Source organism: Xanthomonas sp. BRIP62418 (genome assembly GCF_003993495.1).
Taxonomy (GTDB): domain Bacteria; phylum Pseudomonadota; class Gammaproteobacteria; order Xanthomonadales; family Xanthomonadaceae; genus Xanthomonas; species Xanthomonas euroxanthea.
Genome location: NZ_QEZG01000033.1, coordinates 178,218 through 199,432, shown reverse-complemented (window position 1 = coordinate 199,432; position 21,215 = coordinate 178,218). Strand labels below are relative to the sequence as shown.

20 protein-coding genes and 1 pseudogene are annotated in these 21,215 nt (G+C 66.0%); 14 read left to right on the top strand and 7 right to left on the bottom strand.

The window, feature by feature from the left end:
- Positions 1 to 89 precede the first annotated feature (89 nt).
- From gyrB to EO174_RS23410, 9 genes and pseudogenes are all read left to right on the top strand, one after another.
- Complete coding sequence (gene gyrB, locus EO174_RS08480; protein ID WP_104586350.1) at positions 90 to 2,534, top strand: DNA topoisomerase (ATP-hydrolyzing) subunit B; 2,445 nt, start codon at positions 90 to 92, stop codon at positions 2,532 to 2,534.
- A gap of 67 nt (positions 2,535 to 2,601) precedes the next feature.
- The gene (locus EO174_RS08475) at positions 2,602 to 3,438 is read left to right on the top strand and encodes a CPBP family intramembrane glutamic endopeptidase (protein WP_126943743.1); all 837 of its coding nucleotides are present in this window, start codon (positions 2,602 to 2,604) and stop codon (positions 3,436 to 3,438) included.
- A gap of 62 nt (positions 3,439 to 3,500) precedes the next feature.
- The gene (locus EO174_RS08470) at positions 3,501 to 4,307 is read left to right on the top strand and encodes a M48 family metallopeptidase (protein WP_126943740.1); all 807 of its coding nucleotides are present in this window, start codon (positions 3,501 to 3,503) and stop codon (positions 4,305 to 4,307) included.
- Between the two features lie 152 nt (positions 4,308 to 4,459).
- A complete protein-coding gene (locus tag EO174_RS08465) occupies positions 4,460 to 5,656 on the top strand; it encodes a tetratricopeptide repeat protein (RefSeq protein ID WP_126943737.1) in 1,197 nt (398 codons plus the stop codon).
- Positions 5,657 to 5,923: 267 nt separating this feature from the next.
- Positions 5,924 to 6,481, top strand: coding sequence for an energy transducer TonB (locus tag EO174_RS08460; protein ID WP_180496974.1), 558 nt, complete (start codon positions 5,924 to 5,926; stop codon positions 6,479 to 6,481).
- Between the two features lie 85 nt (positions 6,482 to 6,566).
- Positions 6,567 to 7,328, top strand: a complete 762-nt coding sequence (exbB, locus tag EO174_RS08455) for a TonB-system energizer ExbB (protein ID WP_005912445.1) — start codon at positions 6,567 to 6,569, stop codon at positions 7,326 to 7,328.
- A gap of 45 nt (positions 7,329 to 7,373) precedes the next feature.
- Positions 7,374 to 7,796 (top strand): biopolymer transporter ExbD, encoded by a 423-nt coding sequence (locus EO174_RS08450; protein ID WP_011035268.1) that lies wholly within the window; start codon positions 7,374 to 7,376, stop codon positions 7,794 to 7,796.
- Between the two features lie 3 nt (positions 7,797 to 7,799).
- Positions 7,800 to 8,210 (top strand): biopolymer transporter ExbD, encoded by a 411-nt coding sequence (locus tag EO174_RS08445; RefSeq protein ID WP_011035269.1) that lies wholly within the window; start codon positions 7,800 to 7,802, stop codon positions 8,208 to 8,210.
- A 180-nt stretch (positions 8,211 to 8,390) separates the two neighbouring features.
- A pseudogene (locus EO174_RS23410) lies at positions 8,391 to 8,628 on the top strand (biopolymer transporter ExbD); the annotation flags it as partial.
- Positions 8,629 to 8,754: 126 nt separating this feature from the next.
- On the opposite strand, the gene EO174_RS08440 reads toward EO174_RS23410, so the two are convergent.
- The 3 genes from EO174_RS08440 to cls all read right to left on the bottom strand — a co-directional run bounded on the left by EO174_RS08440 (position 8,755) and on the right by cls (position 11,337).
- Positions 8,755 to 9,522, bottom strand: a complete 768-nt coding sequence (locus EO174_RS08440; RefSeq protein WP_126943734.1) for a pyridoxine 5'-phosphate synthase — start codon at positions 9,520 to 9,522, stop codon at positions 8,755 to 8,757.
- Between the two features lie 10 nt (positions 9,523 to 9,532).
- Positions 9,533 to 9,802: a hypothetical protein gene (locus tag EO174_RS08435; RefSeq protein ID WP_104535352.1), complete on the bottom strand. Its 270-nt coding sequence runs from the start codon at positions 9,800 to 9,802 to the stop codon at positions 9,533 to 9,535.
- 74 nt (positions 9,803 to 9,876) lie between these two features.
- Positions 9,877 to 11,337 carry a cardiolipin synthase gene (gene cls, locus EO174_RS08430; RefSeq protein ID WP_115675509.1) on the bottom strand — a complete coding sequence of 487 codons (1,461 nt, stop codon included), beginning with the start codon at positions 11,335 to 11,337 and terminating at the stop codon, positions 9,877 to 9,879.
- A 136-nt stretch (positions 11,338 to 11,473) separates the two neighbouring features.
- Between cls and EO174_RS08425 the strand changes: the two genes are divergently transcribed.
- Complete coding sequence (locus EO174_RS08425) at positions 11,474 to 12,568, top strand: PA0069 family radical SAM protein (protein WP_119127927.1); 1,095 nt, start codon at positions 11,474 to 11,476, stop codon at positions 12,566 to 12,568.
- 78 nt (positions 12,569 to 12,646) lie between these two features.
- On the opposite strand, the gene EO174_RS08420 is transcribed toward EO174_RS08425, so the two are convergent.
- Together EO174_RS08420 and EO174_RS08415 are read right to left on the bottom strand one after the other, a co-directional pair.
- Positions 12,647 to 13,363, bottom strand: coding sequence for a 2OG-Fe(II) oxygenase (locus EO174_RS08420; RefSeq protein WP_164740143.1), 717 nt, complete (start codon positions 13,361 to 13,363; stop codon positions 12,647 to 12,649).
- Between the two features lie 294 nt (positions 13,364 to 13,657).
- Positions 13,658 to 14,998: an outer membrane protein transport protein gene (locus EO174_RS08415; protein WP_104586250.1), complete on the bottom strand. Its 1,341-nt coding sequence runs from the start codon at positions 14,996 to 14,998 to the stop codon at positions 13,658 to 13,660.
- Between the two features lie 217 nt (positions 14,999 to 15,215).
- Between EO174_RS08415 and EO174_RS08410 the strand changes: the two genes are divergently transcribed.
- The 3 genes from EO174_RS08410 (at position 15,216) to EO174_RS08400 (ending at position 17,297) form a co-directional block, all read left to right on the top strand.
- Positions 15,216 to 15,908 (top strand): rhomboid family intramembrane serine protease, encoded by a 693-nt coding sequence (locus EO174_RS08410; RefSeq protein WP_003482177.1) that lies wholly within the window; start codon positions 15,216 to 15,218, stop codon positions 15,906 to 15,908.
- 82 nt (positions 15,909 to 15,990) lie between these two features.
- The gene (locus EO174_RS08405; protein ID WP_016901574.1) at positions 15,991 to 16,311 is read left to right on the top strand and encodes a DUF1820 family protein; all 321 of its coding nucleotides are present in this window, start codon (positions 15,991 to 15,993) and stop codon (positions 16,309 to 16,311) included.
- Positions 16,311 to 17,297, top strand: coding sequence for a D-2-hydroxyacid dehydrogenase family protein (locus tag EO174_RS08400; RefSeq protein WP_126943731.1), 987 nt, complete (start codon positions 16,311 to 16,313; stop codon positions 17,295 to 17,297). The genes EO174_RS08405 and EO174_RS08400 overlap by 1 nt, the downstream gene beginning before the upstream one ends.
- 141 nt (positions 17,298 to 17,438) lie before the next feature.
- Here the strand turns inward: EO174_RS08400 and EO174_RS08395 are convergent, their stop codons facing one another.
- Positions 17,439 to 18,968, bottom strand: a complete 1,530-nt coding sequence (locus EO174_RS08395) for a S41 family peptidase (RefSeq protein ID WP_126943728.1) — start codon at positions 18,966 to 18,968, stop codon at positions 17,439 to 17,441.
- A gap of 141 nt (positions 18,969 to 19,109) precedes the next feature.
- Positions 19,110 to 20,408 (bottom strand): peptidoglycan DD-metalloendopeptidase family protein, encoded by a 1,299-nt coding sequence (locus EO174_RS08390; RefSeq protein ID WP_206515054.1) that lies wholly within the window; start codon positions 20,406 to 20,408, stop codon positions 19,110 to 19,112.
- Between the two features lie 97 nt (positions 20,409 to 20,505).
- Between EO174_RS08390 and EO174_RS08385 the strand changes: the two genes are divergently transcribed.
- The gene (locus EO174_RS08385; RefSeq protein WP_126943726.1) at positions 20,506 to 21,162 is read left to right on the top strand and encodes a hypothetical protein; all 657 of its coding nucleotides are present in this window, start codon (positions 20,506 to 20,508) and stop codon (positions 21,160 to 21,162) included.
- The last annotated feature ends 53 nt before the right edge of the window (positions 21,163 to 21,215 follow it).

The following is a 21,215-nucleotide window of genomic DNA, read 5'->3' as shown; positions in this document are numbered from 1 at the left end:
TGGTATAATTTCCGGGCTATCCCCTTTTTCCCACGGTGCGATGCGGCTCCTGCCGCCTGCGCCCGTGTTGTGGAGCTAACGGCACACGCATGACCGACGAACAAAACACCTCGCCTACTCCCAACGGCACCTACGACTCCAGCAAGATCACCGTGCTGCGTGGCCTGGAAGCCGTCCGCAAGCGTCCAGGCATGTACATCGGCGATGTCCATGACGGCACCGGCCTGCATCACATGGTGTTCGAGGTGGTCGACAACTCGGTCGACGAAGCCCTGGCCGGCCATGCCGACGACATCGTGGTCAGGATCCTGGTCGATGGATCGGTCGCGGTGTCCGACAACGGCCGCGGCGTGCCGGTCGACATCCACAAGGAAGAAGGCGTCTCTGCGGCCGAGGTGATCCTCACCGTGCTGCACGCCGGCGGCAAGTTCGACGACAACAGCTACAAGGTGTCCGGCGGCCTGCATGGCGTGGGCGTGTCGGTGGTCAACGCGCTGTCCGAGCACCTGTGGCTGGACATCTGGCGCGACGGCTTCCACTACCAGCAGGAATACGCGCTGGGTGAGCCGCAGTACCCGCTCAAGCAGCTGGAAGCCTCGACCAAGCGCGGCACCACACTGCGTTTCAAGCCGGCGGTGGCGATCTTCAGCGATGTCGAGTTCCATTACGACATCCTGGCGCGCCGCCTGCGTGAGCTGTCGTTCCTCAATTCCGGCGTCAAGATCGCGCTGATCGACGAGCGTGGCGAAGGCCGTCGCGACGACTTTCACTACGAAGGCGGCATCCGCAGCTTCGTCGAGCATCTGGCCCAGCTCAAGTCACCGCTGCACCCGAATGTGATCTCGGTGACCGGCGAGCACAACGGCATCGTGGTGGACGTGGCCCTGCAATGGACCGACGCCTACCAGGAAACCATGTACTGCTTCACCAACAACATCCCGCAGAAGGATGGCGGTACCCACCTGGCCGGCTTCCGGGCCGCGCTGACGCGGGTGCTCAGCAACTACATCGAGCAGAACGGCATCGCCAAGCAGGCCAAGGTGGCGCTGACCGGCGACGACATGCGCGAAGGCATGATCGCGGTGTTGTCGGTCAAGGTGCCCGACCCCAGTTTCTCCTCGCAGACCAAGGAAAAGCTGGTCAGCTCGGATGTGCGTCCGGCGGTGGAAAATGCCTTCGGTGCGCGCCTGCAGGAGTTCCTGCAGGAGAACCCGAACGAAGCCAAGGCCATCACCGGCAAGATCGTCGATGCCGCACGTGCGCGCGAAGCCGCGCGCAAGGCGCGTGACCTGACCCGCCGCAAGGGTGCGCTGGACATCGCCGGCCTGCCCGGCAAGCTGGCCGACTGCCAGGAAAAGGACCCCGCGCTGTCCGAACTGTTCATCGTCGAGGGTGACTCGGCAGGTGGCTCGGCCAAGCAGGGCCGCAACCGCAAGAACCAGGCGGTGCTGCCGCTGCGCGGCAAGATCCTCAACGTCGAGCGTGCGCGTTTCGACCGCATGCTGGCGTCCGACCAGGTCGGTACGCTGATCACCGCGCTCGGCACCGGCATCGGCCGCGACGAGTACAACCCGGACAAGCTGCGCTACCACCGCATCATCCTGATGACCGACGCCGACGTCGACGGCTCGCACATCCGCACCCTGTTGCTGACGTTCTTCTACCGGCAGATGCCGGAGCTGATCGAGCGCGGCTACATCTACATCGGCCTGCCGCCGCTGTACAAGCTCAAGCAGGGCAAGAGCGAGCTGTATCTCAAGGACGATGCGGCGCTCAATGCCTATCTGGCCAGCAATGCGGTCGAAGGCGCGGCGCTGATTCCTGCCACCGACGAACCGCCGATCACCGGCGAAGCGCTGGAAAAGCTGTTGATGCTGTTCACCAGCGCCAACGAGGCGATCGCGCGCAATGCGCATCGCTACGACCCGGCGCTGCTCACCGCGCTGATCGACCTGCCGCCGCTGGACGTGGACCAGCTGCAGGCCGAAGGCGAGGCGCATCCCACCCTGGATGCGCTGCAGGCTGTGCTCAACCGCGGCACCCTGGGCACGGCGCGCTACCAGCTGCGTTTCGACCCGGCCACCGACAGCGCCTCGGCGTCGCTGGTGGCGGTGCGCAGGCACATGGGCGAGGAATTCACCCAGGTGCTGCCGATGGGCGCGTTCGAAAGTGGCGAGCTGCGTCCGCTGCGCGAGGTCTCGCTGGCCCTGCACGACCTGGTCCGCGAAGGCGCGCAGATCGTGCGCGGCAACAAGACCCACCCCATCACCAGCTTTGCCCAGGCGCATGCCTGGCTGCTGGAAGAGGCCAAGCGGGGCCGCCAGGTGCAGCGCTTCAAGGGCCTGGGCGAAATGAACGCCGAGCAGCTGTGGGAGACCACGGTCAACCCGGATACGCGTCGCCTGTTGCAGGTGCGTATCGAAGATGCCGTGGCCGCCGATCAGATCTTCAGCACCTTGATGGGCGATGTGGTCGAGCCACGCCGCGACTTCATTGAGGACAACGCGCTGAAGGTGTCCAACCTGGACATCTGAGCCACCGTCGCCCGCCGGCACATCGCGCAGGTGATGCGCCGGCGTCTGCGGTTTTTTCAGGACGACGATGCGCACAGATCCTCCACCGAGGCCGGCAGCGACGCCGGCTGCCGGCAATGCCCCGCTGCTTCCGCCCTTGCTCGGCTTCGGCATCGATGTACTGATCGCCACCGGCCTGCTGTTGTTGCTGAGCGTGGCCGGTTTCGCGCTCTGGGGCGTGTTCCGCGGCGTCAGCGCCGTGCAGGCCGCCAAGGCGCAGGGCCTGACGCCCTCCCCGACCCAGATCATGGCCACGATCGGCCAACCGGGCGTGCTGGTGCAACTGCTCACCGCGCTGGTCAGCACGGCCTCGCCGGCGCTGCTGCTGTATTACTGGCGCCGCCGCGCGACCGCGGACGAACGCAGGGCCTCGCGGGCCGCCACCAGGCGTGCCTCGACCTGGGGCTGGACCGCGCTGATCGCGGTTGGCGTGTTCCTGCTCAGCAATCTGGTCAGCGTCGCGGCGTCCGCGCTGGGCATCAAGCCGGTGCCGACCAACCTGCCGTTGATGGAAGAAGCCATCAAGCAATGGCCGCTGGCGCTGGTGGTGTTTGCCGTGGCCATCGCCCCGGCGTACGAAGAACTGCTGTTCCGACGCGTGCTGTTCGGCCGCCTGCTTGCCGCCGGCCGGCCCTGGCTGGGCATCGTGCTGAGCAGCGCGATCTTTGCGCTGGTGCACGAAGTGCCCGGCGTCAGCGGCAACGGCCCGGCCGCCATCGCGCAATTGTGGCTGGTCTACGGCAGCATGGGCGCGGCGTTTGCATGGCTGTATTGGCGCACCGGCACGTTGTGGGCACCGATCGTGGCGCATGGCGTCAACAACGCCACCGCCCTGGCGGCGCTGTACTTTTTTGGCCTCGGCTGAGCCGTTTGACGAAAAGTTAAGACGAGCCTGCCAAAATGCCCCCAGGGTTCAAGGGGGACTGAATGAAAGCCAGGCTGTTGATCGTTGTCGCCGTCCTTGCATTGACGGCATGTGCCACCACAACCTCGCCGACCGGCCGCCGACAGGTGGTGGGAGGCGTCACCCAGGACCAGCTCGACAAGCTTGGCGCAGAGTCCTTCGCGCAGACCAAGGCCAAGGAAAAAGTCAGCACCGACGGCAAGCAGAACGGCTACGTGCAGTGCGTGGTCAATGCGCTGGTCGCGCAGCTGCCGCCGCAGTGGCGCGAGACCCGTTGGGAAACCGCGTTGTTTGTCGATGACGAAGCCAATGCCTTCGCCCTGCCCGGTGGCAAGGTCGGCGTGAACACCGGCATCTTCACCGTCGCCAAGACCCAGGATCAGCTGGCTGCCGTGCTTGGGCACGAGATCGGGCATGTGATCTCGCGCCATCATGAAGAACGCATCACCCGTCAGCTTGGTGCGCAGACCGGCCTGGGCATCATCGGCGCGCTGGCCGGTGCGGCCTATGGCGACGGTGCGGCCAGTGCCGTTAACCAGGTCGGCGGGATGACCGCCCAGACCGTGTTTCTGCTGCCGGGCTCACGGACCCAGGAGAGCGAGGCCGATGTGGTTGGCCAGCGCCTGATGGCCCAGGCTGGTTTCGATCCTGCCCAGGCGGTGACGCTGTGGCAGAACATGATGGCCGCCAGCGGCAACCGCCAGCCGCAGTGGCTGTCCACCCACCCCGACCCGGCCAATCGCATCCGCGAATTGCAGGCAGACGTCGGTCAACTCGAACCGGTTTACCAGCAAGCGCGACAGGACGGACGCGTGCCGCGCTGCGGCTGATCGTGCAGCGCTTACGTACCGAATGTCGCAACACAGCATGGAAACCGTTTTCGGGAACTGAGACTTTCTGCTAACTTTGCCGGCTCAGATTTTTCGTACAGCGTTTATTCCGCTTTTCGTACCGCCCGACGGCGGCTCGTCCGAGGTGAAACATGAAACTGCTCAACCGCAAGCAAGCCCTGTTGTCCCTGTTCATCGCCGCGTCGCTGGGCGGGGCTGTCGTCGCCGATGCGGTCGCGCAGTCGGATCGTTCGTCCGAGCGCGCCAGCCGCAAGTCCAAGGGCAGCGGCAAGGCCGAAGAGTTGTATCCGCAGTCCACCCGCGCCGCGCCGACGATCAAGCCCTCGTCCAAGCTGGGCAGCAAGCTGCAGAAGCTGATCGAAACCTTCAACAAGGGCGAAGACTTCCCGGCCGTGCGTACCCAGGCCGATGAGATCTTGGCCAATGGCTCGGCCAACGAAGCCGACAAGGCGCTGGCGGCGCAGCTGGCCGCCCAGGCGGCGTACAACATGGACGACACCGCCGCTGCCAAGACGTATCTGCAGCAGGCCATCGGCCTCAATGCGCTGGACAACAACGGCCAGTTCCAGTCGATGCTGATGCTGGCGCAGTTGCAGATGCAGGACGATCAGCAGGCCGAAGGCCTGGCAACGCTGGACAAGTATCTGGAAGAGAGCAAGTCGCAGCGCCCGGAAGATCTGATCCTCAAGGGTCAGGCGCTGTACCAGGCCGAGCGCTACAAGGAAGCCATTCCGGTGCTGAAGCAGGCCATCGCCGCCTCGCCCGAGCCGAAGGACACCTGGAACCAGTTGCTGATGGCGGCCTATGCCGAAGCCGGCCAGACCGGTGAGGCGGTGGCCGCTGCCGAGGCGCTCGCCGCCAAGACGCCGAACGACAAGAAGGCCCAGCTCAACCTGGCCAGCATGTATATGCAGGCCGACCAGATGGACAAGGCTGCCGCAGTGATGGACAAGCTGCGCGCGGCCGGGCAGTTGACCGAAGAAAAGGAGTACAAGCAGTTGTATTCCATCTACGCCAACACCGAGAACAAGGAAAAGGACGTCATCGCGGTCATCAATGAAGGTATGCAAAAAAGCATCCTTAAACCCGATTATCAGACATACCTTGCGCTGGCACAGTCGTATTACTACAGCGAAGATGTGCCCAAGGCGATCGAGAATTGGCAAAAGGCCGCACCGCTTTCCAAGGACGGCGAGACCTATCTGAATCTGGCCAAGGTGCTGCATTCGGAAGGTCGCATCCCGGAGGCCAAGCAGGCCGCGCAGCAGGCAATCGCCAAGGGTGTCAAAAAACCTGATGACGCCAAGAAGATCATCAATCTGAAGTAAAAAAGAAAATAAACCCCCGAAATCCCTGTGTTTTTAGTGGTTACAGGACTCGGGATTGGTATAAGCTTGGGGGTTCCTGCGGTGTCAAAGCCGTCCGAAAACCTGGGGATCATCACAGTGATCCGGGGCCCCCACTGAAAGAGCCATTGGCGCATGACGGAACAACTCGTTATCCACAGGCATGACTATGATGCCGGGAACCAGGGTCTGAGCTGGGCCCGCATTATCGGCATTGCTTTTGTAATTGCCCTGCACCTCACTGCACTGATGATGTTGCTGATCCCTGCAGTGGCGCCGAAGGCTCCGGCAGAGAAGGAGCGCACCACCATGGTCACCTTGGTGGATGCACCACCTCCTCCCCCGCCGCCGCCGCCGCCGCCGCCGCCGGAAGACAAGCCGCCACCGCCGGTCAAGAATCTGTCGCCGCCGAAGCCGTCACCGGTTCCGCCGCCGCCGGAAGCACCGGTCGTCGATGTTCCCGAACCGCGTCCCAGCGATATCGTCACGCCACCGGCTCCGCCGGCTCCACCGGCTCCACCGAGTGACATCGGCGCCAGTGTCGATATCTCGTCCAAGAACATGAACCCGCCGAAGTACCCGCCGGCTGCATTCCGGGCCGGTGTCCAAGGCGAGGTCATCCTGATCGTGGATGTGGATGCCAGCGGCAACGTGACCAACGTGTCGGTCGAAAAGTCCAGCCGCAACCGCGACCTTGACCGTGCCGCGATGGACGCAGCACGCAAGTGGAAGTTCAACGCCTCCACTGTCAACGGGCAGAAAGCCGCCGGACGTGTCCGCGTCCCGGTCAACTTTGCTCTGAACTGATCCCACGGGCCGGCCACGGCCGGCCCAGGATCCTGTCTTCCTTTCGCTCCACCCTTCATCACCACACACAACAAAGGTAAGCGTCATGCTGCAGGAATTCTTTATCGCCGCCGCTGCAGGGGGCTCCAATCCGTCGGCCGCTCTGTCGCAGATGGGCTTCGAGCACTTGATCACCGAAATGACCTCCAGCCCCGGCGATTTCGCCGTGTCCTGGGTCGTCCTGATCACCCTGATCGCCATGTCCGCTGCCTCCTGGTACTGGACCGTCATCAACATCTTCCGCGCCACCCGTCTGAAGAGCGCGGCCGACCGCGTCACCACCGCGTTCTGGGATGCCCCGAATGCACAGGACGCCATCCGCGCCATGGAAGAGCAGCCGGCTTCCGAGCCGTTCTCCAAGATCGCACTGGATGCAGCGCAGGCTGCTGCTCACCACCAGCGCGCCGAAGGCAGCACCGGTGGCCTGGGCGAGAGCCTGAGCCGTTCGGAATTCGTCGATCGCGCCCTGCGTCAGGCCGTGACCCGCGAAAGCACCAAGCTGCAGTCCGGCATGACCCTGCTGGCCACCGTCGGTGCGACCGCGCCGTTCGTCGGTCTGCTCGGTACCGTGTGGGGCATCTACGGCGCGCTGATCAAGATCGGTGCAACCGGTTCGGCCTCCATCGACGCCGTTGCCGGCCCGGTGGGTGAAGCGCTGATCATGACCGCGATCGGTCTGTTCGTCGCCATCCCGGCCGTGTTCGCGTTCAACTTCTTCTCCAAGGTCAACAGCTCGGTGATCGCCAAGTTCGACACCTTCGCCCACGACCTGCACGACTTCTTCGCCACTGGTTCGCGCGTTCGCTAATCCGTAGTAAAGAACGACTTCGCAACGATTTAGACGGAGCCCGTTATGGCCTTCAGTAGTGGAAACAGCGGTGGCCCGATGGCCGACATCAACGTGACGCCCCTCGTGGACGTGATGTTGGTGCTGCTGATCATCTTCATCATTACGGCACCGCTGATGTCCCATAAGGTCAAGGTGGAGCTGCCAGAGGCCAACCTGATCCAGAAGGAAGATGCGGAGAAACGCGCCGCGCCGATCACCCTGGCCGTCAAGGAAGACGGGTCGCTGTACTGGAACGACGAGCCGATTTCCAAGGAAGCCCTGGAATCGCGCCTGTCCACCGCCGCACAGCAGACACCGCAGCCGCCGCTCAACTTGCGTGGCGACCGCACGACCAAGATGCGTACGATCAACGAGATCACCAAGATCGCGCAGGGTCAGGGCATGTTGGACGTCGGCTTCGTCGCAACCAAAGAGAAGGGGCAGTAAGCCATGGCATTCAGTACCGGTGGAAACCGTGGCCCAATGGCCGACATCAACGTCACGCCCCTCGTGGACGTGATGTTGGTGCTGCTGATCATCTTCATCGTGACCGCGCCGATCATGACCTACCCGATCGCCGTGGATCTGCCGCAACGGGTGCTCAACCCGCCACCGCAGACGACCGAACCGCCGCCGCCGATCGAGTTGCGTATCGACGCCAGCAACCAGGTGTTCTGGAACAACAGCCCGACCCCGGTCGCGCAGTTGCAGCAGAAGATGGAAGAAGTGGTGCAGGCCGATCCGACCAATCAGCCGGAACTGCGCATCGATGCCAATGAAGATGCGGAGTACGAGGTGATGGCCAAGGTGCTCGCTGCGGCGAAGAACTCGCAGATGAAGAAAATCGGCTTCATGCAGTAAGACATCGCAACACCGCAACACAACAGTCATGACGCGACTGCAACGCCACCGGAAACGGTGGCGTTTTTTTATGCTCGATCAGGCGACAGTGCCGTGTTGTTGATCATCTTCATCGTCACCGTGCGCGGTTAATCACAGTTGCTCCGCCACAGCGCAGCCAGCAAGCGCTTTCACGGGTCCGAACCGCCTGCACCGATCGTGTTGTGGGTGGACGCCAGCGGCCAGGTGTTCCGGAATGCCAGCCCGGTCATGCTGCAGGAATTCCAGCACAGGTTGATCGAACAGATGCGCCAGGCAAGCGGCCATCAGCCGCAGCTGCGCATCGCCGCCAGTGCGGGATGGCAAATACGCGGTAATGGCCAAGGCGCTGGATGCGGCCAGGAATACGCAGATGGACCGCATCAGCTTTGTGCAGTAAATACGCGATTAACTCACCTGGTAAACCAGATGAAAGTCATCGATAACCATCGCATCGGGGCAGAAACCTGCTCCGATACACTGCCTGGTAACGACGCTGCACATTTATATACTCCGCTTGATTATCTCAAGCGTCGATCGATGCGCCGCGCAGTATCCCCAGATAGGCGCGTACCGTCACATCCAGGCCTCGATACAAGGCCTCGCTGATCAATGCATGGCCGATCGAGACTTCCAGCACGCCCGGGACGGCGCCGAGAAAGTCACCGAGATTGGCCTGCGACAGATCATGACCGGCATTGACGCCAAGACCTGCCACGGCTGCGCGTTGTGCGGCGTCGGAAAACAGCTTGAATGCAGCATCCGGCTGGCCGCTCAGATGCGCCTGCGCATAGGGACCGGTGTACAACTCGATACGGTCTGCACCCAGTACCGCCGCTTGCGCAATATCGGGATTGCCTGCATCGACAAACAGGCTGACGCGCGCACCGACTGCCTTGAACGAGGCAATCAGCGTGGCAAGTTGGGTGGTGTCCTGCGCAAAATCGAACCCGTGGTCGGACGTCAGTTGTCCATCGCCATCCGGTACCAGGGTGACCTGCTCGGGCCGCGTGGCACGACATAACGCCAGCAGACCTGGATAACCGTCGCGCGGTGGCGCAAACGGATTGCCTTCGATATTGAATTCGACGCCGTGCTCGCGCGTCAGCGCGCTCAGTGCCAGCACATCATCGGCGCGGATATGCCGCTGGTCCGGGCGCGGGTGCACGGTGATGCCATGCGCGCCGGCGGCAATGCAGGTGCGGGCGGCCTGCACCACATCCGGGTCGTGGCCGCCGCGCGAATTGCGCAATACCGCGATCTTGTTGACGTTGACGCTGAGCTGGGTGGTCACTACGTCGGTCTCAGGCCTGCGGCTCGCCATCACGGGTGGCGTTGAGTGCGGCGGCCTTGCGGGCTTCGGCGATCTCGCGCAGGCGGCGCAGCTCGGCCGGGTCGATCAGGCTGCTGGTGTCGCGCTGGGCATCGCCCATGCGCGAGGCGAACCAACCGCGCGTCCACAGCAACAGCAACAGCAGTGCCACCAGCAGCGAAGCCACCAGCAACCACACGTGCGGCGTGCTGAAGGCCAGCACCAGCGCACCCAACGCCATAAGCAGAAACAGCCAGTGCATGACGAGCTCCCCGATCAGTGGCGGCAGTGTAGCGCCGCGCCCGGCACGGTTCCACGTGGGCGCGGCGGTGCGGGTCACAGCAGCGGGGACAGCAGCCGTGCGCAGGCTTCGGGCAGCCGGGAGCGCCACAACGGCCGATGGCGGACAAAGCGCACTTCCTGCGCGTGCTGCAGGTCGGCGTCGATCAAGCCGGCCAGTTCGGCCGCGACCGCCTGGTCGCGGAACAGCATCGACAGCTCGAAGTTCAGGCGAAAGCTGCGGCTGTCGAAATTGGCGCTGCCGACGATGCAGACGTCGTCGTCGGCCAGCAGCGCCTTGGTGTGCAGCATGCGCGGGCCATATTCGTAGATGCGCACGCCGGCCTCGAGCAGCTCGTCGAAATACGAACGCGCCGCGTAGGTGACCAGACGCGAGTCGCTGACGCGCGGCACCAGCAGGCGCACGTCCAGCCCGCCCAATGCGGCCGAGGTCAGCGCCATACGCGCGGCCTCGCCGGGGACGAAGTACGGCGTGACCAGCCAGACCCGATGCCGGGCTTCGTGAATCGCAGCGACCATCAGCCGGTGGATGGACTCCCACGAGGAATCCGGCCCGGAGATCAGCACCTGCGCGTCGACATCGCCCTGCGCGCGGCTTGGCACGTCCTCGGGCCAGAGCTGCTGGCCGTGGAACGCGGCGCGACCCTGCCCGGTGGCGTAGAGCCAGTCTTCCAGGAACACCAGCTGCAGGCTGCGCACCACGTGGCCCTGCAGACGCACGTGCAGGTCGCGATAGGCATCGCTGCGGACCTGCTCGTTCTCTTCGTCGGTGACGTTGATGCCGCCGGTGAAGCCGATCCTGCCGTCGATCACGACCACCTTGCGGTGGGTACGCAGGTTCAGCCACGGCCGCTTGAACGGCTTGAGCAGCTGGGATGGATGGAACCAGGCGGTCTCCACGCCGGCCGCACGCAGCGTCCGCAGGCTGCGCCGGGTCATCGCCGACGAGCCCACCGCATCCATCAGCAGGCGCACCTTGACGCCGGCGCGTGCGCGCTCCATCAGTGCATCGCAGATCGCGGTGCCGCTGTGGTCGGGCTGGAAGATGTAGTACTCCAGATGGATGTGGTCGCGCGCGCCGCGGATGGCCTCGATGATGGCCGCATAGGTGGCCGCGCCATCCACCAGCCAGTGCACCTCGGTGGCGCTGCTGGGGGCCAGGCCGGTGGTGGACTGGGCGATCTTGGCCAGCTCGGTGCAGTCTGCGTCCGGCGGGCAGACGCTGCTATAGCTCTCCATGCCCGAGCGCGAGCGGCCGCGCCGCAGCCGCTGGCGTTTGACCTTCTGCGGGCCGAGCCAGTAGTAGATCAGCAGGCCCAGGTACGGCAGCGCGGCCAGCGACAGCACCCAGCTGAGCGTGGCCACCGGCTCGCGCTTCTGCAGCACGATCCAGCTGGCGATCCACAGCAGGTACAGCACATAGGCGGCCAGGAGTAGCGCTTCGAGGTGGGGAACGGTGGCCAGCCGATCCCACGCGCCCTGTACGGATGCGAGCATGCGCGGATTCTACGGGCCGCACGCGCCGCTGCGATGACCGGGCGACCAACACGATCGCCGCGCCGGGCCTGAAAGCTTCATCGTGGCGCTGCGCGTGGTCGCATTGCCTGAGACCTGCCGGCCGTACGATGGCGCGATGGCAACTGCGATCAAGGGCCGCGGTGCGACCGGCCACCTCCCCGGACGCTTCGAAACCACCACCCAGCAGGCAGTGGACGATGGCTGGTACGCCGACGACAGCGAGGAGTTCGCCGCGCCGGCGTTACGCACGCAGGTCACCGAGGAAACCGCGCGCAGCATCATCAGCCGCAATCAATCGCCGGACATCGGCTTCTCGCAATCGGTCAATCCGTACCGTGGCTGCGAGCATGGCTGCAGTTACTGCTTTGCGCGGCCCTCGCATGCCTATCTCAACCTGTCGCCCGGGCTGGATTTCGAGACCAAGCTGTTCGCCAAGACCAATGCACCGGAGCTGCTGCGGCGCGAACTGTCGCGCCCGGGCTATGTGCCCAGCCCGATCGCGCTGGGCATCAACACCGATGCGTACCAGCCGATCGAGCGCAAACGCGCACTGACGCGGCGCCTGATCGAGGTGCTGTGGGAGACCCGGCACCCGTTCACGCTGATCACCAAGAATGCGTTGGTCACGCGCGATCTGGATCTGCTCGCACCGCTGGCACGCGAGGGCCTGGTCAACGTGCATTTTTCGGTGACCACGCTGGACCCGCATCTGTCGGCCAGACTGGAACCGCGTGCGTCCGCACCGCATGCCCGCCTGCGCGCAATGCGGGCACTGCACGAGGCCGGCGTGCCGGTCGGGGTGATGGCCGCGCCGGTGATCCCGTGGATCAACGACCATGAGCTGGAGGCGATCCTGCAGGCCGCGTCCGATGCCGGCGCGCACAGTGCCGGCTACGTGCTGCTGCGGCTGCCACACGAAGTGGCGCCGCTGTTCCGCGACTGGTTGCAGACCCATCACCCGCAACGCGCCGCGCACGTGATGAGCACGATCCAGCAACTGCGCGGCGGCAAGGATTACGACAGCGCCTTCGGCGCACGCATGCGCGGCCAAGGCGTGTACGCGGAGTTGCTGGCACGCCGCTTCGCCCTGGCCCACCGCCGCAGCGGTTTCGACGCCCGCACCATGCCGGCGTTGGACACCGGCAAGTTCCGGCGCCCTGCTCCACCGGCCAAGCCGGTACCGCAATCGCCGCAAGGCAGTCTGTTCTAGCGGCGGAGATTGGGGATTGGGGATTCGTAACAGCCGGCGTACTGCAGTGACCTGCCCTTACCTATCCCAAATCCCGAATCACGAATCCCCGCCGTACAAGGCGCTTGCCGACTGGAACAGGATCCAGCTGGTGGCAATGAACTTGTCGCCGCCGACCGGGCGGTTGCCGCGGTGGGTGTGGGTGAAGGCGGTGGGGGCGATCAGCAGGCTGCCGGTGCGCGGGCGGGCCTTGCGCTGCTGGAACAGGAATTCGGTTTCGCCCTGTTCGAACTCCTCGTTGAGGTACAGCGTCCACAGCAGATGGCGGTGCAGCGTGTCGGCGCTGGCATCGCGTGGATACAGTTCGCAATGCCAGTACGGGTAGCCGCCCTGGTCGGCGGTGTACCACTGCAGGTTGATCGCGCCCGGGCGCAGGCAGGTGCGGGCCAGGTCGCCCAACGCCTGGTCGCTCATCTGCACGATGTCCTCGGCCACCAGCCGGTGCGGGCTGCCATCGGCGGTGGTGACCTGCAGCATCAGCGGTGAAATCAGGGCTTGTGGATACTGCCGCAGGTAGGTCAGCACGCCTTCGAACACGGCCTGTTGCAGGCGGTTTTCCACCGCAGCCCATTCGGCCACGCCGCTGATGCGCAGGTCGCGGCTGTGCTTGAGTTCGGGAAACACGCCGCTGCCCACGCGCCCCGGTTGCAGCTGCTGGCTGGCGCGCATGCGCTGCACGATGGCGGCGCAATCCTCGCGCGAGACGGCGTCGTCGGTGATCTGGATGAAGTCGGGTTGGTCCATGCGCACGACCATAGCAATCCGCGCTGCCGCCTGCACGGCGCGCCCGGCGGCGTAGACGGCCTCGGTCAACGCGTTGCCATGAGGCATCGCCACCGCATGCCTCGGCGTTGCGTCGCCCAGAAAGACAGTGCCTCGGCCCGCCTATGCACGCCATGCCAGCCAGTACGCCGCTGCGATGGCGCTGGAGGAACGTGCGCAGCCGCACTCAGCCGCCGGCCTGCAACGCAGGTGGCGGCGTGCGCAAGGCAGTAACGAAAAAACCCCGCCGAAGCGGGGTTTTTCGTTACACGCGTGGTGCTACGACGATCAGAACTTGTAGTTGACCGAAGCGGCCAGCACGTCGCCCTTCACCTTGTAGCTGCCCGCCAGACGGTCGCCGGTGGCGCTGACGGTGTCGCTGGTCGGGTCGCTGGTGAACAGGTGGGTGTAACCGAAGTTGTATTCGGCCTGCTGCGACGGACGCCAGCTCAGACCCAGCGAGACCCACTTGCGGCTCGCATCCGGCACGCGCACGTCGCGGTGCTCTGCGGTGGTCGGGGTCTGGTCGTAGGCCAGGCCGCCACGCAGGGTCAGCGTCTCGCTCATGCGGTAGTCGGCACCGATCGAGGCGAAGGTGGTGTCGCGGTAGGAGAAGTCCAGCACGGTATTGGGCTGGTTGGAGGCGAAGTCCAGCGTGACCTGGTCGAACTTGCTCCAGGCGGTGCGCGTGACGTCGGCCATGATCGACCACTGCTCGTTCACGTTGTGGGTGAAGCTGGCCGTGGCACTGGCCGGCAACTTCACGGTTGCACGGCCGCTGGTGTCGATGAAGGTGCCTGGTGCTGCATTTGCGAAGACCGCAGCGGCGCCGCCGGGCATGGTGAAATCGACGTCCGCGCCGGTGATCTTGTGCTCCACTTCCGAGCGGTAGCTGAAACCGATGTGGGTGTTCTCATCGATACTGAACAGGCCGCCGAGGGTGAAGCCCACTTCGGTGCTGTGGCCCTTCATCTTCAGCGCGCCATCGGCATTGCCCGGTGCGAAACCCGGCACCCGCGAGCGCGCCAGGATCGAACCGGCGTCCACGGCGTTGCGCAGTTCGATATCCAGGCGCTCGGCGAACACCGACGCACCGAAGGACACGTACGGGTTCACGTCGTAGGAGAACGCGACGTTGAAATCGATCGCCTGCAGCTCGGTCTTGGTGCCGTGGTAACGGCCGACCCAGTTGCTGTCGTATTCGGTCTTGAAGCCGAACGGCACGGTCAGCGAGGTACCCAGGTGCATGTTGTCGTTCTCGCCGAACGGCACATGGAAGTACATCGCCGGGACCGGCGCGATCATGCCGGCATCGCCGCCATTGCCGCCGGAGACCGGGGCGCCATTGGCGTAGGTGGCGGTGTCGGGCTGGAACTTGGCCGAGAAGCTGATAGCGCTGACGTCGGCCTGGAACAGGCGACCGTCCAACTGGCGCATGCCGGCCGGGTTGTTGGCGATGATCGAGGCATCGTCCGGGGCGCTGCCGGAACCTGCGAAGGCGCGGCCAAGACCCTTGGCGCTGTTTTCCTTCAGCTGGAAGGCGGCGCCGTGGGCCTGGCCAACGGCCAGTACGCCGGCGATACCGACGGCCAACAGGGTGGCGCGGCTGAGAGTGGAAGCGGTAGACATAAGATGGTGCTCTCCGGATAAAGACTGCAGTGGTCGGTACAGCGCCCGCGCCCAGCGCCAAGTGGCTGCTGAAGCGCGCCGGAGACCCCCCCCCGACATACGACGCCGTACGCAGTATACCCACCACAATTAACCGAACAATAACGAAGCGCCTATTGATCGGCCGGACAGGTTAGGGGTGGGTTCAGGAGCGTGAACCCGCTAGAGTGCCACTCCGATGTTCGTCTCCCTCCCCTCCCGCAAGAAACCCACCCCGCGCTGGGCGGTGCCGTTGCTGTTCGCCACCGTCTGGCTGGCCTATCTGTGGTCGATCAGCCGGCCCGGTGAGGCGCGCAATACGCTGTGGCTGGACTGGGGCGCGCTGTCCAGCGGCGTGTCCAACCTGGGCGACTGGTGGGCGACGCTGCGCGACGGCAGCGTGCTGCGGCTGTTCACCGCGCTGTTCCTGCATGCGGACTGGTCGCACCTGCTCGGCAACCTGGTGTTCCTGCTGATCTTCGGGCTGCCGGCCGAGCGCATTCTCGGGCCATGGCGCCTGCTGCTGCTGTTCCTGGTCGGCGGCGCGGCCTCCAACCTGGCGGCGATCTTCGCGATCGGCACGCCGGACCGGGTGATCATCGGTGCCTCCGGCGCGGTGTCGGCACTGATCGGCACCTATCTGGCACTGTTTCCCGGCGCCAAGCTGGGCGTGGTGCTGCCGCTGGGGGTGTTTCTGGAATTCATCCGCGTGCCGGCGCCGTTGCTGATCGGCGCCTGGGCGCTGCTGCAGGTGGTGTTCGCCTACATCGGCCCGGCCTTCGGCATGGTGGCGTGGTCGGCGCATATCGCCGGGTTCGTGTTCGGCATCGTCTACGGGCTGTACGTGCGCGCGGCGATCGCGCGGCGGCTGCGCAAGCGCCACGGCTTCTAGCGTGGCGCCAACGGGGCAAGGCCCCCCGGGCGCAGTGATGCGCGGGCCGCGCGCTGCGTAGTGGCGCGCCTATAATCGCCGCATGTCCAAGCCTCTGTACAAAGTCACCTTCCTCAATCACGGCAAGGTCTACGAGCTCTACGCCCGCCAGGTCACCGGCAGCCATCTGTGGGGGTTCAACCAGATCGGCGAGCTGGTGTTCGACGTGCACGACGGGCTGGTGGTCGATCCCACCGAAGAGCGCCTGCGCGAAGAGTTCGGCAACACCAAGACGCTGCACCTGCCGATGCAGAGCATCGTGCGCATCGAGGAAGTCGAGAAGAAGGGCCAGTCGGTGATCCGCGACGCCACCACCGGCGACAAGGTGGTCACGCCGTTCCCGTTGCCGACCAAGCCGCGCTGATGCGCATCCTGGTGCCCGACGATTACCAGGGCGCCGTGCGTCACCTGCCCTGCCTGCAGCGCCTGCACGGCCACGATGTGCAGGTGCTGGGTGCGCTGGCCACCGATCCCAACGAATGGGCCGAGCGGCTGGTCGAAGCCGATGCGCTGGTGCTGATCCGCGAGCGCACCCGCGTGGACGCCACGCTGTTGCGGCGGCTGCCGCGCCTGAAATTGATCAGCCAGACCGGCCGCATCGGCGCGCACGTGGACGTGGCCGCGTGCACCGAATTCGGGGTGGCGGTGGCCGAAGGCGTCGGCTCGCCGGTGGCGCCGGCCGAACTGACCTGGGCCCTGATCCTGTCGGCCAGCCGGCGCCTGAGCGAGTACCAGCGCGCGCTGCACCAGGGCCGCTGGCAGGCGCTGGGCGATCCCGGCCTGGGACGCGGAGTGCACGGGCGCACCCTGGGCATCTGGAGTTATGGGCGGATCGGCCAGCGCGTGGCCGGCTTCGGGCGTGCGTTCGGCATGCAGGTGCTGGTCTGGGGCGGCGACGCCTCGTGCGCACAGGCCGCGCGCGACGGCTTCGCCATCGCCGGCAGCCGCGAGGAACTGTTCGAACGCAGCGATGTGCTGTCGCTGCATCGGCGCCTGACCGCGCAGACCCGCCACCAGGTCGGTGCGCAGGATCTGGCGCGGATGCGCCCGGATGCGTTGCTGGTCAACACCAGCCGCGCCGAGCTGATCGCGCCCGGCGCCTTGCTGGCCGCGCTGGATGCGGGCCGGCCGGCGCAGGCGGCGGTGGATGTGTTCGAGCGCGAACCGGTGCTGGATGCACGTGATCCGTTGCTGCAGCATCCGCGCGTGCTGGCGACGCCGCATCTGGGCTATGTGGAAAGCGACAGCTATGCGCTGTACTTCGAAGCGGCGTTCGACAACGTGGTGGCATTTGCCGCAGGGACGCCGCGCAATCTGGTCAATCCCGAGGCGCTGGCGGTAGCGCGGTAACGCTGGTTTGACGTGGTGATCGCGTGTTCGGGAGGGCTTGTCGCGACCGGGGTCGCTCCTACAAAAGCATTGGCGCTCGACAGTGTCTATCGATCGCGCCGGGCGCGCAGCGGGTGATGCACCCGCTGCGCTGTGGCCGGATTACTTGACCGGTTCGGCCGGCTTGGGCTTGTCCGCAGGCGCAGCCGGTTGGGCCGGTTCGGCCGGCGTGGCCGGCTTGGCCTTTTCCGCCGGTTCGCTCGGTTTGTCGGCAGGCTTGGGCTTGTCGGCCGCTGCCGGGCGCGCGGCAGGCGGCTTGGGGTCGGCCGCGGGCTTGGCAGCCTTGGCCTTCTGCGCTGCCTGCGCCTTGGCTTTGAGCGCGGCTTGCGCCTTGGCCGCCGAGCCGGGCTGCTTGAGCTCGGCCAGCGCGGCGGCGATCGGGCCATCGCCCGGCAAGACGTCGCCGGCGCTGTAGCCCTCCTCGCCTTCGGCATCGCCACGCAGATGGCCCGGCAGCGTGGCTTCGCTGAAGTCGGTCAGGCTGGCCGGCACATCGGCGTCGCCCGGTTGCGGTTCCGGGGTGAGCAGCACTTCCGGCACGATGCCGCTGGCCTGGATCGACTTGCCGCTGGGCGTGTAATAGCGCGCGGTGGTCAGCTTGACCGAGTCGCCGTTGTCCAGCGGCAGCACGGTCTGCACCGAGCCCTTGCCGAAGGTGCGGCTGCCGATGATGCGCGCGCGCTGGTTGTCGCGCAGCGCACCGGCCAGCACTTCCGACGCGCTGGCCGAGCCGGCGTCCACCAGCACCACCACCGGTGCGCCACCGAGCAGATCGCCCGGGGTGGCATCGAACTTGGCATCGCTGATGGAGATGCGCCCGCGCGTGCTGACGATGTTGCCCTTGTCGAGCAGATCGTCGGCCACCTGCACCGCCGAGGTCAGCAGGCCGCCAGGGTTGCTGCGCAGGTCCAGCACCAGGCCGCGCAACTTGCCGCCGGCCTGCAGCTGCTTGAGGTTCTTCTGGAAATCGGCACCGGTGTCGGCCTGGAAGGTGCTGATGCGGATGTAGCCATAGCCCGGTTCCAGCAGCTTGCTGCGCACGCTGGCCACGCGGATGGTCTCGCGCTGCAGGGTGACGTCGAACGGCTTGGGCGCCTTGTCGCGCACGATGGTCAGCACGACCTTGCTGCCGGATTCGCCACGCAGCGGTTCCATCGCCTTGCTGGCGTCGATCGGCTTGCCGTCGATGGCCACGATGACGTCGCCGGCGCGGATGCCGGCACGCGCGGCCGGGGTGTCGTCGATCGGCGCAATCACCTTGAGCGTGTTGTCCTGCTGCTGCAGCAATTCCACGCCGATGCCGTCGTAGGCGCCGGTGGCCTGCTCGTCGAAGGCTTCGGCATCTTCCTTGTCGAAATAGGTGCTGTGCGGGTCCAGGTCCGAGAGCAGGCCGCGCACCGCCGCGTGCATCAGCTTCTTGTCTTCGACCGGGTCGACGTAGGCCTGCTTGACCGCGTTGTACACCGCCACGAAGCGGCGGATCTCGTCCAGCGGCACCTTGGACACGGCGGCTTCGTTGGCTTCCGGATCGTCCGCAGTGGCCTGGGCGGCGGCGGGACTGGCTTTCTGCGCCCAACCGGGTGAGGCGAACAACGCCAGCGACAGGGCAACGGACAGGACGGCTACGCGCATGAAGCACTCCGACAAAGAGATAAGACGCCCCGCAACGGAGCGGCCTGGATTATGCGCGAAGCGGCGGTAAATCCGCGTTGACTTGGCAGGGCCAGGTCGGGCCACGGTCATGCACCGGCGCGCGCGTGGCCTGGGTGGGGCTCAGCGGCGCTGCAACCAGCTCGACGGATCCACCGGCTGCCCGTTGCGCCGCAGTTCGAAGTACAGCGCCGGCACGCCCTGCCCGCCCGAGCTGCCGACCTTGGCCACCGCCTCGCCGCGCTTGATCGACGCGCCGGCGTCGCGCAACAGCGTGTCGTTGTGCGCGTACAGGCTCATATAGCCGTTGCCGTGGTCCACGATCAGGATCATGCCGTAGCCGGTCATCCAGTCGGAGAACACCACCGTGCCATCGGCCACCGCGGTGACCGTGCTGCCCTTGGGCGCGCCGATCAGCACGCCCTTGCTGGTATGGCCGTCCGGCAAGGGGGCGTTGAAGCGCGCCAGCAGGTTGCCCGACACCGGCCAGCTCAGGCCGCCGACCTTGGGGGCCGGCGCGCTGGCGATGACCTTGGGCGGGGTCTTGCCGGGACGCTCGGGGCGATCGGCCTTGCCGCGCTTCGCCTGCGCGGCGGCTTCGGCGGCGGCGCGCTTGGCGGCCGCGCGCCGTTCGGCCTCGGCCTTGGCGGCGGCCGCGCGCAGGTTGGCGAGCAGCTGCTCCAGCGACCTGGCGTCCTGGCCCAGGGCTCTTTCGCGTTCGGCGCGTTGTTTGTAGCGGTCGTCCAGCTGCGCGACGGTCGCCGCCTGTTGCGAGCGATCCTTCTGCAGCAACGCGGCCTGCGCCTTTTGCTGCGCACGCGCCGCATCCAGCGCCTGGCGCCGGCTGGCGATGTCCTGTTCCACCTTGGCCAGCGCATCCAGCTGCGTGGTCAACGCCTGGATGCGCTGCGCACGTGCGTTCTGCACATAGCGGTGATCGGCCAGCATGCGCGTGGCATCGCCGACGGTGTCCTGCGACAACAGCACCTTCAACGGCGCGTTGCGGCCGACCTGGTCGGCGGCGCGCAACAACGCGGCCAGCTGCACGCGCTGGTTCTGCAGGCCGCGCTGCAGCTGCGCACGGTCCTGCTGCAGCTTGCCCAGATGCTGTTCCTGCTCGCGCATCGCCGATTCGGTCTCGCTCAATGCACGCGAGGTCCTGGCCACCTTCTCATCGGCCTGGCGCAACTGCTGGGCGGCATTGCCGCGCTTGCCTTCCAGCGCGCGGCGGTCGGCGCTGATGGTCTTGAGTTCGTCGCGCAGCTGCTGCAATTTGCGCTCGGCCTCGCGCTGGCTCTGCGCGCCCGCCCCGGTGCTGCCCAGCAGCGCGCAGGCCAGCACGGTCACCGCCAGCCACGCGCGTGGGCGGCCGGTGGCGGGGGCAAGCGGCAGGCGCGATCGCGGTGCGGGCGACAGGGGCAACGAAAGGTCCAATGACTTCAGGCAGGTGCGCGATTGTAGCCAAGCATGGTGTGATCGCCGCCACGCCCAAGACAGCCGCCGCCGCGCAAGGTTCAGCATGAAAGCCCAGCATCTCTTTCTGGCGTTGTCCCTGGTCTGCGCAAGTGCCTGGGCCGACGAGGACATCAGCAAGGTCAACGGCCGCATCAGCGCCGAGGCCGGCAAGGTCTATGGGGGGCTGGATACCGTCAACGGTTCCATCGAGATCGGCGCCGGCGCGCAGACCCGCAGCGTGGAAACGGTCAACGGCAGCATCCAGATCGGCGACAACGCCCGTACCGGCGATGTCTCCACGGTCAATGGCGCGATCACGCTGGGCCAGAAGGTGGTGGTGTCCGGCGGGCTGGAGACGGTCAACGGCAGCGTGCTGGTGGAACGCGGCAGCCGGATCAGCGGCGGCGTGGAAACGGTCAACGGCAGTATCGGCCTGGTGGAAACCGAGCTGGGCAAGGGCATCGAGACCGTCAACGGCGACATCACCGTCGGGGTGCGCTCGCATGTGCGTGGCGGGATCGAGGTCACCAAGCCGAACTTCAGCTTCTCGTTCAAGCCTGCGCGCAAGCCGCGGGTGGTGATCGGCCCGGATGCGGTGGTCGATGGCCCGCTGGAGTTCGAGCGCGAGGTCAGCCTGTACGTGCACCGCACCGCGAAGATCGGCGCAGTGACCGGCGCCACCGCGCGCAGCTTCGACAGCGACGTGGCACCCAGGGACTGACGCCCCCACCACGGGGCCAGCGCCTAGAATCGGGGGACCTTCGCCGCACGAGG